We start from the raw sequence: 12,065 nt of genomic DNA, 5'->3' as shown, positions 1-12,065 counted from the left end.
ACCGACCCGAAGATCATCAGTGAGGCCGACTTCATCATCGTGGCCGTGCCGACCCCGGTGGATGACGCCCACCAGCCCGATTTCACTCCGCTGGTGAAGTCCTCCGAGAGCGTCGGCAAGCACCTCAAGAAGGGTGCCATCGTGGTGTACGAATCCACCGTGTATCCCGGCGCTACCGAAGAAGTGTGCATCCCCATCCTCGAGAAGTTCTCCGGCCTCAAGTGGAAGCAGGACTTCAACGTCGGCTACTCCCCCGAGCGCATCAACCCGGGCGACAAGGAACGCACCGTCACCAAGATCATGAAGGTGGTGTCCGGTGACACCCCCGAGACCCTGAAGAAGGTCGAAGAGGTGTACGGCGCGGTGATCACCGCCGGCGTGTACCCGGCCAGCTCCATCAAGGTGGCCGAGGCCGCCAAGGTCATCGAAAACACCCAGCGCGACCTCAACATCGCCCTGATGAACGAGCTGTCGGTGATCTTTCACAAGATCGGCATCGACACCCTCGAAGTGCTCAAGGCCGCCGGCACCAAGTGGAACTTCCTGCCCTTCCGTCCGGGCTTGGTGGGCGGCCACTGCATTGGCGTCGATCCCTACTACCTGACCCACAAGGCCGACATGCTGGGCTACCACCCGCAGGTCATCCTGGCCGGCCGTCGCATCAACGACAGCATGGGCAAGTACGTGGCCGAGCAGACCGTGAAGGAAATGATCAGCGCCGGCCATAACATCAAGGGCGCCGATGTGATCGTGCTGGGCCTGACCTTCAAGGAAAACTGCCCCGACCTGCGCAACAGCAAGGTGATCGACGTGATCCGCGAGCTGCAGAGCTACGGCATCAACGTGCACGTGCATGACCCGGTGGCCGAGTCCGCCGAAGCCCAGCACGAGTACGGCGTGAGCCTGACCCCGTGGAACAGCCTGCCCCGCGCCGCAGCCATCGTGGCGGCCGTGGCCCACAACGAATACGCCGAACTGGGTGTTGGCCAACTGTGCGAAAAGCTGGTGCCCAACGGTGTGTTCACTGACGTCAAGAGCTTCTACGATCCGGCCGCCCTGGCGGCTGCAGGGGCCAAGGTGTGGCGTCTCTGATGCAAGCTGTCCGGACCCCGCCCGCGAGGGCGGTGGTCCGGCATTTCGTCCTCGGCCTGCTGTCAGCTTGGCTCCTGGCGGCGGGTGGTGCGCAGGCCGTGACCGCAGATCCCCTCCCGGGGGATGTGAGCACGCTGGTGGCGCAGGCCGTGGCATTCGAGCACGGCGAAGGCGTGGGCCGTGATCCGGACAAGGCCGCCGAGTTGTATTGCGAAGCGTCCCGCGCGGGTAGCGCCGAGGCCATGTACAGCCTGGGCTGGATGTTTGCCAACGGGCGGGGTGTGGCCCGTAACGATGATTACGCCGCCACCCTGTTCGAGATGGCCATGGCCAAGGGGCACGCCGGTGCCGAGAAGGCCCGCCGCATGGCTGGCGAGTACACCGGTGCGGTACCCGACTGCCTGCTGCCGCGGGCGCGGGACAAGGGTTTTGCCGCCCGGGATACCTGGGACACCCAGAAATATCTGGCCTCGCTTCCCGAGCAGAAGAAGAAAATGGTGGAGCTGATCACCACCCTGGCGCCGCGCTTCTCCATTGAGCCACGCCTGGCCCTGGCCATCGCCACCACTGAATCGAACTTTGATCCGAACGCCACCTCGCCCAAGAACGCCATGGGCGTGATGCAGCTGATCCCCGAGACGGCGAGCCGTTTCAACGTCAAGGACAGCTACGATCCAGTGCAGAACATCAAGGGCGGACTGGCCTATCTGCGCTGGTTGTTGGCCTACTATCAGGGCAACGTCGCCCTCGCCGTGGCGGGCTACAACGCCGGTGAAGGGGCTGTCGATCGCTATCGCGGGGTGCCGCCCTACAAGGAAACCCAGAACTACGTGCGGCGCATCCTGACCTTCTTCCAGCGCCACGACCATCCCTTTGACGCCCGGGTGGTCGGGGCGTCCCCTGCGCTGCAGGCATTCAAGGCGGTCGGGCAGTGACGGCCTCTGCCTGGACGCGTCGTCGTTTTTTCGGTGTGTGTCTGGCGCTCCTTGCGCCCGTGCCTGCCTTTGCCGATCTTGCCGACACGGTGGCGCAGGTCAAGCGCTCGGTTGTCGCGGTGGGCACCTTCATGCCCACTCGCAGCCCTCAGTTCCGTTTCCTGGGTACGGGTTTCGTCGTTGGCGATGGCAGGCAGGTGGCGACCAACGCCCATGTGATTGCGGCTGCACCGGACAGCCGTGCTTCGGACGAGCGCCTGGTGATTGCCCAGTCCGGTTCCGGTCGGGTGAGCGTGCGCCCGGTGGAGCGCGACGAGCGTGACCCGGACCATGATCTTGCCGTGCTGTGGATCGGTGGGGCGCCCATGACGCCTCTGCGGCTGGGGGATTCCGAGGCCGCACGGGATGGGCAGGATGTGGCCCTGACGGGCTTCCCCCTTGGGGCGAGCATGGGGATCGTTCCAGTCACCCATCGGGGCATCATCGCCGCGATCACCCCGGTTGGTCAGCCCTTGCCGTCGGCGAGCCAGCTTGATTCTGGTGCCGTGCGGCGTCTTTCCGTGGGGCGTTACCCGGTGTTTCAGCTGGACATCGTGTCCTATCCGGGCAACAGCGGCAGCCCCCTTTACGACGTGAGCAGCGGTGAGGTGCTGGGCATCCTCAACATGGTCTTCGTCAAAGGGATGAAGGAAAACGCCATCTCCAGCCCTTCCGGCATTTCCTACGCCATTCCCGTTTCCCACCTCAAAGCGCTGCTCGCTCGCTGAGCGCTGATGGAGCCTCCCCTGCGGGAGGGCTCCATCACTGGCTGCGCTCAGCCCAGTTCGTCCATCGGTACGCAGGAACAGAACAGGTTGCGGTCACCGTAAACGTCGTCGATACGGTTTACGCTCGGCCAGAACTTGTTGTCGCCCACCCACGCCAGCGGGAAGACGGCTTCCTGGCGGGAGTAGGGGTGATCCCAGTCGCCCAGGAAGTCGGCCTGGGTGTGGGGAGCATTCCTGAGGGGGTTGTTGTCGGCGCTGATCCGGCCCTCCTCGATGGCACGGATTTCGTTGCGGATGCTCACCATGGCGGCGATGAAGCGGTCCAGCTCGCCCTTGTCTTCCGATTCGGTCGGTTCGACCATGATGGTCCCGGCCACCGGGAAAGACATGGTGGGGGCGTGGAAGCCGTAGTCCATCAGCCGCTTGGCGATATCCACTTCCGATATCCCCGTGGCGGCCTTGATCGGGCGGATGTCGAGGATGCACTCGTGGGCGACACGACCCTGGCTGCCGGTGTACAGCACCGGGTAGTGTTCCTTGAGCTGGCTGGCCACGTAGTTGGCATTGAGGATGGCCACTTCGGTGGCGCGCTTGAGGCCGCGGCCGCCCATCATGGTGATGTACATCCAGGAGATCGGCAGGATGCTTGCCGAACCGAACTGGGCGGCGGACACCGCACCCTGGCCGGCGTTGGGGCGATTCTCGCTGCCCGTTGCTGCAACCACGTGGTCGGCCATGAAGGGGGCCAGGTGGGCCTTGAGGCCGATGGGGCCCATGCCCGGGCCGCCGCCGCCGTGGGGGATGCAGAAGGTCTTGTGCAGGTTCATGTGGCTCACGTCGGCGCCGATGGTGGCGGGGGAAGTGAGGCCGACCTGGGCGTTCATGTTGGCGCCGTCCATGTACACCTGGCCGCCGTACTGGTGCACGGTGGCGCAGATCTCGCGGATCGCCTCTTCAAACACACCGTGGGTGGACGGGTAGGTGATCATCAGCGCCGACAGCTTGTCGGCGTGCTGGGCAGCCTTGGCTTTGAGGTCGGCCAGATCCACGTTGCCGTTGTCGTCGCAGTTCACCACCACCACCTCCATGCCGCACATCTGGGCGGTGGCCGGGTTGGTGCCGTGGGCCGACTTGGGGATCAGACACACAGTGCGGTGATGATCGCCCCGGGCGGCGTGGTAGCGCTGGATGGCGACCAGGCCGGCGTACTCGCCCTGGGCGCCGGAGTTGGGCTGCATGCAGATGGCGTCAAAGCCGGTGATCTCGCGCAGCTGGGCGGCGAGGCCTTCGATCATCTCCAGGTAGCCGGCGGTCTGCTCGGCCGGCGCGAAGGGGTGGATGTCGGCAAATTCGGGCCAGGTGACGGGGATCATCTCGCTGGTGGCGTTGAGCTTCATGGTGCACGAGCCCAGGGAGATCATGGAGTGATCCAGTGCCAGGTCGCGGTTCTGCAGGCGCTTCAGATAGCGCAGCATCTCGTGCTCGGTGTGGTGGGTGTTGAACACCGGGTGGGCCAGGATGGCGTCGTCACGCAGCAGGGCTGCCGGCAGGTTGCCGCCGCGGGTGGCGACGGTGGCGTCGAGGGCGGCCACATCCGCGGCAACACCGAAGGCCTGGAGGAGGGCGGCCACATCGGCCAGGGTGCTCTTTTCGTCCAGGGAGATGCCGAGGCCCTGTCCATCCACGTGGCGCAGGTTGTAGCCGGCGTTCCGGGCGGCTGCGTAGATGTCCGCCGTGCGAGCACTGGTGCTGACCTGCAGGGTGTCGAAGAACACATCGGAGGTGAGTTCGAAGCCGGCTTGCTTGAGCCCCTCGGCCAGGGTGGCGGCCAGACGATGGATGCGAGCGGCGATGGTGCGCAGGCCTTCCGGGCCGTGATACACGGCATACATGCCGGCCATGTTGGCCAGCAGTACCTGGGAGGTGCAGATGTTGGAGTTGGCCTTCTCACGACGAATGTGCTGCTCGCGCGTCTGCAGGGTCATGCGCAGGGCGGTCTTGCCGCGGGCGTCCTTCGATACGCCGATGATGCGCCCAGGCATGGAGCGCACATGGGCCTCGCGGGTGGCGAAGAAGGCGGCGTGGGGGCCGCCGAAGCCCAGGGGGACGCCGAAGCGCTGAGCCGAGCCCAGGGCGATGTCTGCGCCCAGGCTGCCGGGCGACTTGAGCAGCACCAGGGCCATCAGGTCGGAGGCCACCGCCACCACGGCACCCTTGGCCTTGAGGCCACTGATGGCGCCGGAGATGTCAGCCACCTCGCCGCGTTCGTTGGGGTACTGGAGCAGGGCGCCGAAGACCTCGTGATGGGCCGCTTCGGAGGCAGGGCCGACGATCAGCTCGAAGCCGAAGTAGCCGGCGCGGGTGCGCACCACGTCGAGGGTCTGGGGGAAGACGCCTTCGTCCACGAAGAAGCCCTGGCCCTTGACCTTGGAAATGCGTCGGGCCATGGCCATGGCCTCGGCGGCGGCCGTGGCTTCGTCGAGCAGGGAGGCGTTGGCCAGCTCCAGCCCGGTCAAGTCGATGACCATCTGCTGGAAGTTGAGCAGGGCTTCCAGGCGGCCCTGGGCGATCTCGGCCTGATAGGGGGTGTAGGCGGTGTACCAGCCGGGGTTCTCCATCACGTTGCGCAGGATGACCTTGGGCGTGATGGTGTCGTAATAGCCCATCCCGATGAGGGACTTCTTCAGCACGTTCTTGCCGGCGATGGCCTTGAGGCGGGCCAGGGCCACGTGTTCGGCGGTCGGCTCGCCCAGGGCCAGCGCTGCGGGCAGGCGGATGCCGGCTGGTACCGTCTGCTGGATCAGGGTGTCCAGGGAGTCGACGCCGACGGCGGCGAGCATGCCGGGCAATTCGTTGGAACAGGGGCCGATGTGGCGGCGGATGAAGTCATCGCCCTGTTCGAGCGTGGCGAGCGGGGCGGAGAGAAGGGTCTTCGACATGGGGGAACTCGGTTGGGTGACAGCGACAGCAGGGTGGGGTGCGCCGGCAGGGCGCACCCGTGCTCAGGCAATCAGCCTTCAGCCGATGGCGGCCTGGTAGCCGGCGGCATCCAGCAGGCCGTCCACATCGGCGGCGTTGGCGGGCTTGAGCTTGAACAGCCACGCGGCGTAGGCGTCGGCATTGACGGATTCGGGGGCGTCGACGGCAGCCTGGTTGGCTTCGAGGATCTCGCCGGCCACCGGGGCGTAGATGTCGGAGGCGGCCTTTACGGATTCGATCACGGCGATGGCTTCTTCCTTGGCCACGACGCGACCCGCCTCGGGCAGTTCGAGAAAGACCACGTCGCCGAGGGCTTCCTGGGCGTGGTCGGTGATGCCGATGGTGAGGGTGCCGTCAGCCTCGACGCGGATCCATTCGTGGGAGGCGGTGTAACGCAGATCGTTGGGGGTGCTCATGCTGTGTCCTTGTTCAAGTCGGATGAAAGGGTTGGAGGCGATTCAGCTTCGGATTCAGACCAGGGCCTTGCCGTTGCGCACAAAGGGCGCCTTCACGACACGGGCCTTGAGGCGCTTGCCCCGGATGTCCACCTCGACCGCATCGCCAGCTGCGACACCGAGGGGCAGACGGGCCAGGGCGATGGATCTTTCGAGGGTCGGCGAAAAGCTGCCACTGCTCGTTTCACCCTCACCCTGGGCGGTGAACACCTTCTGGTGCGAACGCAGGATGCCCTTGTCTTCCAGGATCAGGCCGAGGGCCTGCTGGCGAGAGCCGTTGGCGACGAGGGCGGCCTTGCCGACAAAATCCCGGTTTTCGTCCTTGAAGTCCACCGTCCAGGCCAGCCCGGCATCGAGGGGGGAGACAGTTTCATCCATGTCGTTGCCGTAGAGGGCCATGCCGGCCTCCAGGCGCAGGGTGTCACGGGCGCCGAGGCCGCAGGGCTTGACGCCGGCGGCGCTGAGGGCCGCCCAGGTGCTGGCAGCCTGCTCAGCCGGTAGGGTCAGCTCGAAGCCGTCTTCGCCGGTGTAGCCGGTGCGGGCGATGAAGATGTCGCCGAAAGCGGCGGCCTGGAAAACCTTGAGCGCGGTGGATGCCGCTTCGGCGCCGGGAATCGCGGCCCAGGTCTTGTTGCGGGCATTGGGGCCCTGGACCGCGATCATGGCCAGGTCACGGCGTGCGGTGAGGGTGGCCACTGTGCCGGTGGCGGCCAGGCGTTGCCGCATCCAGGCGAGGTCCTTGTCGGCGGTGCCGGCGTTGACGACGATGCGGTACGTGGTGTCGGAGAGGAAATAGACGATCAGATCGTCGATCACGCCGCCCTGCTCATTGAGCATGCAGGAATAGATGGCCTTGCCGGGTTCGACGAGCTTGGCCACATCGTTGGCGATCAGGCCGCGCAGGAAGGCCTTCGCGTCGGCGCCTTCGAGGTCCAGGGCCAGCATGTGGGAGACGTCGAACATGCCGGCGTCGCGGCGCACGGCGTGGTGCTCTTCGATCTGCGAGCCGTAATTGACCGGCATGTCCCAGCCGGCGAAGTCGACCATGCGCGCGCCAGCGGCGACGTGGGTGGCGTGAAGGGGGGTCTGTTGGCTCATGGGGCTCTCCGGGGCAATCGTTCCAGTGTAGAAAAGCAAAGGGGCCGAAGCGACGTGAAAGTCGCTTCGGCCCCATCTGTCCTTTGTACCTGAGAGATTGCAGCGGTGCGTGACCGGCCTGCGTGCCCCTTCGGTGGATGCCGCCAACGCACGCTGGGCGGGCAGCATCACTCTCCAGATTGTTGTTTCGTCGGCGGTCCTTTTGCCTGAGCGGTTCCGGGGGTTGCGCCTTCGGCGGCTCGCGGATCACCCACGCGAACTCTCTCCCACACGACGGCGCGCACCTTACCATCGCCGGCGGAGAGGGGCAAGCGTCTGATACACTTGGGCGGATGACGCCGTCCCGAAGCCGTTTCCTGCCCGTCCGCGGTTTGCGCTATCACCTTCGTGAATGGGGCGAGCCCGGGGCGCCAATGATTTTCATGCTGCATGGCTGGATGGATGTTTCGGCGTCCTTCCAGTTCGTGGTGGATGCGCTGAAGGCCGACTGGCACGTGCTGGCCCCCGACTGGCGGGGCTTCGGCCAGACCGAATGGCGCGGCGATGCCTACTGGTTTCCCGATTATCTGGGGGATCTGGATACGATCCTGCAGGCCTGTTCGCCCGACCGGCCCGTGAATCTGGTCGGCCATAGCCTGGGTGGCAACGTGGCCTGTGTCTATGCCGGCGTGCGCCCGGCTCGGGTGGCCCGCCTGGTGGCGCTGGATGCCTTCGGGCTGGCCGATTCGCAGCCTGCACAGTCGCCGGGACGCCTGGAAAAGTGGTTGAATGATCTCGCTCAGCCGGTTGGCTTCCGCAGCTATCCTGATCCGGCCGCTCTGGCCGCCCGACTGCAGGCCGACAATCCGCGCCTGTCGGATGGCAAGGCGCGTTTCCTGGCTGAACATCTTGGCGAGGACGACGGGCAGGGTGCCATCCGCATGGCGGGTGATCCAGCGCACAGGCGGGTCAATCCCGTGCTCTACCGGCGGGCCGAGGCGCTGGCCTGCTGGCGCCGGGTGACGACGCCGACGCTGTGGATCGAACCGGAGATGCCGACCTTGCGTCACCGGCTTGGCGTTGACGACGCGGCCCATGCCGAGGCCCGGGCTGCGTTCCGGGATCTTCGCGAAGTCCGGGTGCCCGACAGCGGGCACAACCTGCATCATGACCAACCGGGTGAGGTGGCCCGGATCATCGAGACTTTTCTGGGGTCAAAGGAATCATGAACGCCCTGAATGCCGATCTGCACTGTCATTCCACCGCTTCCGACGGAACCCTGCCGCCGGGAGAGGTGGTTCGCCGCGCCCACGCCAACGGGGTGGAGTTGCTGGCCCTGACCGATCACGACGAACTCCTCGGCCTGCCCGAGGCCGCTGCCCAGGCCCAGGCGTTGGGCTTGCGCTTTGTGCCCGGGGTCGAGATCTCGGTGTCCTGGCTCGATCAGACCCTGCACATTGTCGGGCTGGGCATCGATCCGACCAATGAGGCGTTGATTGCCGGCTTGGCCCAGGTCCGCGGCGGGCGCGACGGACGGGCCGCGCGGATCGGCGCCGAACTGGAGCGGATCGGCATCCGCGGCGCCCTGGAAGGCGCCCAGCGCTATGCCGGCAACCCGGCCCTCGTCAGCCGGGCCCATTTCGCCCGCTACCTGGTGGAGATCGGCATCTCGAAAAACGTCCATGATGTGTTTCTGCACTATCTGGCCCGGGGCAAGCCCGGCTATGTCGAGCATGTCTGGGCGACGCTGGAGGACGCGCTGGCGTGGATCAAGGGTGCCGGCGGCCTGGCCGTGATTGCCCATCCCGGCCGCTATCGCCTCAGTCACGCCGAGATGGACATCCTGTTCGAACGCTTCCGCGAACTGGGCGGTGACGCCATCGAGGTGTCCTGTGGTGCGCACGATGGAGGCCAGCTGCTGGCCTTTGCCCGGCTGGCGCGCAAGTTTGGTCTGATGGCCTCGCGTGCCTCCGATTTTCACGGCCCGGAGGACAGCCCCATCGACCTGGGGCGTGCGCCGCCGCTGCCTCCCGATCTCACCCCGGTGTGGACCCGCTTGGTGTGACGCCTTTCCTCTGCTCAACTCTCAATCATGGCCCAGTTTTTTTCCCTTCACCCTGAACAGCCCCAGGCGCGTCTCATCAAGCAGGCTGCGCAGATCATGCGCGACGGAGGCCTGGTGGCCTTTCCAACCGATTCCGCCTATGCCCTCGGGGGGCACACCGGTGACAACCCGCTGCTCACCCGCATCCGCCGCATCCGTGACGTGGATGAGCGCCATCACTTCACGCTGCTGTGCCGGGATCTCTCCGAGATCGCGACCTTCGCCCGGGTGGATAACACGCAGTACCGTCTCCTCAAGGCCACCACGCCGGGGCCTTACACCTTCATCCTGGAAGGCACCAAGGAACTGCCCCGGCGCCTGCTGCATCCCAAGCGCAAGACCATCGGCCTGCGCATCCCCGATCATCCCGTTGTTTCGGCCCTGCTGGCTGAGCTCGGTGAACCTCTGCTGAGCTCGACCCTGCTGCTGCCTGGTGACGAGTTTCCGCTGACCGACGCAGAGGAGATCCGTGATCGGCTCGAGAAGGATGTGGATCTGGTGATCGAAGCCGGGGCCTGTCGGGGTGAGGCGACCACTGTGATCGATCTGACCGGCGGTTCTCCGGTGCTGGTGCGGGAAGGGCGGGGCAGTCTTGCTCCCTTTGGCCTGTGAGCGGCCTTTGGGCGGGGGCGTGAGCCGTCCAGTCTGTTAGAATCGCGCCCCTTCGGTGGCCCTGACCCATGCAAGAACTCATTTCCACCCTGACCATCTGGGCTTTGCCCGTCCTGTTCGCCATCACGCTGCATGAGGCGGCGCACGGGTATGCGGCCCGTCATTTCGGCGACTCCACGGCCGAGCGGGCAGGGCGCATTAGCCTCAATCCCCTGCGTCACATCGACCCGATGGGGACGATCCTGGTGCCGGCCCTGATCGTCGTTGGCAGCACACTTGCGGGTGGCTCGCCGATGCTGTTCGGGTGGGCCAAGCCGGTGCCGGTCAATTTCGGCCGCCTGCGCCGGCCCAAGGCCGACATGTTGTGGGTGGCGGCAGCCGGGCCATTCGCCAATCTGGTGATGGCCCTCGGCTGGGCGATGCTGTTCCGCTTTGCGATCATGTCGCCCGACAACGTCTATGCCCTGCCCATGGCCAAGATGGCGGACGCGGGCATGCAGATCAACGCAGTGCTGATGCTGCTCAACCTGCTTCCGCTGCCGCCCCTTGATGGTGGGCGGATCGCGGTCAGCCTGCTGCCCGCCGGGCCCGCCTATACCTTTTCCCGGCTCGAACCCTACGGTTTTCCGATCCTGCTGGTTTTGCTGTTCACCGGTATCCTTGGCGACATCCTCGGGCCGCTGGTGGCCATTTTCCGTTTTGCCCTTGCAACCGTTATTGGACTTTGATCATCCATGTTCGCTGAACGCGTCCTCTCCGGCATGCGCCCCACCGGGCGTCTCCATCTCGGCCACTATCACGGCGTCCTGAAAAACTGGGTCAAGCTGCAGGCGGAGTATCCCTGTCTGTTCTTTGCTGCCGACTGGCATGCCCTGACGACCGACTACGACAACCCCCGGGGGATCGAGGCCAGCGTCTGGGAGATGATCGTCGACTGGCTGGCGGCGGGCGTCGACCCCTCCCAGGCGACCATCTTCATCCAGTCCCGGGTGCCCGAGCACGCCGAGCTGCACCTGCTCATGTCCATGATGACGCCCCAGGGCTGGCTCGAGCGGGTGCCGACCTACAAGGATCAGCAGGAGAAGCTCACCCACAAGGATCTGACCACCTACGGCTTCCTCGGGTATCCGCTGCTGATGAGCGCCGACATCCTGATCTACCGTGCCGACAAGGTGCCGGTGGGTGAGGACCAGCTGCCCCACGTGGAGTTCACCCGTGAACTCGCCCGTCGCTTCAACCACATGTACGGCCGCGAGCCCGGCTTCGAGGAGAAGGCCCGGGAAGCCATCAAGAAGCTCGGTTCCAAGCGTGCCCGGCTGTATGAAGAGTTTCGTACCCGCTTCCAGCAGAACGGCGACGAGGAAGGGCTGGCCCTCGGCAAGGCGCTCCTCGAGGAGGCCCAGAGCCTGTCCCTCGGCGATCGGGAGCGCCTGTATGGCTATCTCGAAGGCAGCGGCAAGGTGATCCTCGTCGAACCCGGTGCCCTGCTCACCGAGGCATCCCGCATGCCCGGCCTGGATGGGCAGAAGATGTCCAAATCCTACGGCAACACGATCTTCCTGCGCGAGGAGGCGGAGTCGCTGACCAAGAAGATCCGCACCATGCAGACCGATCCGGCGCGGGTGCGGCGCACCGATGCCGGTGATCCGGAGAAGTGCCCAGTGTGGCAATTCCACGTCATCTACTCCGACGACAGCACACGGCAGTGGGTCACCCAGGGCTGCAAGAGCGCCGGCATCGGCTGCCTCGAATGCAAGCAACCCGTCATCGATGCGGTGCTGAAGGAGCAGGACAGCATGCGCGAGCGGGCTCAGCCCTATCTCGATGACCCGTCGCTGGTGCGCAGCATTGTCGCGGACGGCTGTGATCGGGCCCGCAAGCTGGCTCAGGAGACCATGCGCGAGGTGCGGGACGCCATGGGGCTGAGCTACAGCTGATGGCGGTTGGGGGCATGTTTCGTGGATTTTTGCCTTGGTGGCATGCCCCCCGCGTGTTAACCTGCGCCGGATTGAAAGGGCTGCGGCCGTGTTGACGGCCGATCTCG

Annotated in this window: 11 protein-coding genes and 1 riboswitch; of the genes, 8 read left to right on the top strand and 3 right to left on the bottom strand. The window is 65.7% G+C overall.

Going from position 1 to position 12,065, the window contains the following annotated elements:
* From L6Q67_RS17105 to L6Q67_RS17095, 3 genes are all read left to right on the top strand, one after another.
* On the top strand, positions 1-1,092 hold a 1,092-nt coding region (locus L6Q67_RS17105), incomplete at its 5' end, for a nucleotide sugar dehydrogenase (RefSeq protein ID WP_296572127.1).
* The gene (locus L6Q67_RS17100; RefSeq protein ID WP_296572124.1) at positions 1,092-2,027 is read left to right on the top strand and encodes a transglycosylase SLT domain-containing protein; all 936 of its coding nucleotides are present in this window, start codon (positions 1,092-1,094) and stop codon (positions 2,025-2,027) included. The genes L6Q67_RS17105 and L6Q67_RS17100, both read left to right, overlap by 1 nt.
* Positions 2,024-2,794, top strand: coding sequence for a serine protease (locus L6Q67_RS17095; RefSeq protein WP_296572121.1), 771 nt, complete (start codon positions 2,024-2,026; stop codon positions 2,792-2,794). Before L6Q67_RS17100 ends, L6Q67_RS17095 begins: the two co-directional genes overlap by 4 nt.
* A 47-nt stretch (positions 2,795-2,841) precedes the next feature.
* On the opposite strand, the gene gcvP is transcribed toward L6Q67_RS17095, so the two are convergent.
* The 3 genes from gcvP to gcvT all read right to left on the bottom strand — a co-directional run bounded on the left by gcvP (position 2,842) and on the right by gcvT (position 7,326).
* Positions 2,842-5,733: an aminomethyl-transferring glycine dehydrogenase gene (gene gcvP / locus L6Q67_RS17090; protein ID WP_296572119.1), complete on the bottom strand. Its 2,892-nt coding sequence runs from the start codon at positions 5,731-5,733 to the stop codon at positions 2,842-2,844.
* A 78-nt stretch (positions 5,734-5,811) separates the two neighbouring features.
* Positions 5,812-6,189, bottom strand: coding sequence for a glycine cleavage system protein GcvH (gene gcvH / locus L6Q67_RS17085; RefSeq protein ID WP_296572116.1), 378 nt, complete (start codon positions 6,187-6,189; stop codon positions 5,812-5,814).
* Positions 6,190-6,243: 54 nt separating this feature from the next.
* Complete coding sequence (gene gcvT / locus L6Q67_RS17080) at positions 6,244-7,326, bottom strand: glycine cleavage system aminomethyltransferase GcvT (RefSeq protein WP_296572114.1); 1,083 nt, start codon at positions 7,324-7,326, stop codon at positions 6,244-6,246.
* Positions 7,327-7,511: 185 nt separating this feature from the next.
* Positions 7,512-7,605, bottom strand: a riboswitch (glycine riboswitch).
* A gap of 134 nt (positions 7,606-7,739) precedes the next feature.
* Here gcvT and L6Q67_RS17075 point away from each other — a divergent pair.
* From L6Q67_RS17075 to L6Q67_RS17055, 5 genes are all read left to right on the top strand, one after another.
* Positions 7,740-8,534 (top strand): alpha/beta fold hydrolase, encoded by a 795-nt coding sequence (locus L6Q67_RS17075; RefSeq protein ID WP_296572111.1) that lies wholly within the window; start codon positions 7,740-7,742, stop codon positions 8,532-8,534.
* Positions 8,531-9,370, top strand: coding sequence for a 3',5'-nucleoside bisphosphate phosphatase (locus tag L6Q67_RS17070; RefSeq protein ID WP_296572108.1), 840 nt, complete (start codon positions 8,531-8,533; stop codon positions 9,368-9,370). Before L6Q67_RS17075 ends, L6Q67_RS17070 begins: the two co-directional genes overlap by 4 nt.
* 27 nt (positions 9,371-9,397) lie before the next feature.
* Positions 9,398-10,021, top strand: coding sequence for an L-threonylcarbamoyladenylate synthase (locus L6Q67_RS17065; RefSeq protein ID WP_296572106.1), 624 nt, complete (start codon positions 9,398-9,400; stop codon positions 10,019-10,021).
* 68 nt (positions 10,022-10,089) lie between these two features.
* Complete coding sequence (locus L6Q67_RS17060; RefSeq protein ID WP_296572103.1) at positions 10,090-10,749, top strand: site-2 protease family protein; 660 nt, start codon at positions 10,090-10,092, stop codon at positions 10,747-10,749.
* Between the two features lie 6 nt (positions 10,750-10,755).
* On the top strand, positions 10,756-11,958 hold the full coding sequence (locus L6Q67_RS17055; protein WP_296572100.1) for a tryptophan--tRNA ligase: 1,203 nt from the start codon (positions 10,756-10,758) through the stop codon (positions 11,956-11,958).
* Positions 11,959-12,065: the final 107 nt, after the last annotated feature.

Origin of the sequence: Zoogloea sp. (assembly GCF_023150065.1) — a bacterium.
In the GTDB taxonomy this organism is placed as follows: Bacteria; Pseudomonadota; Gammaproteobacteria; order Burkholderiales; family Rhodocyclaceae; genus Zoogloea.
This window is presented reverse-complemented; position numbering and strand designations above follow the sequence as displayed.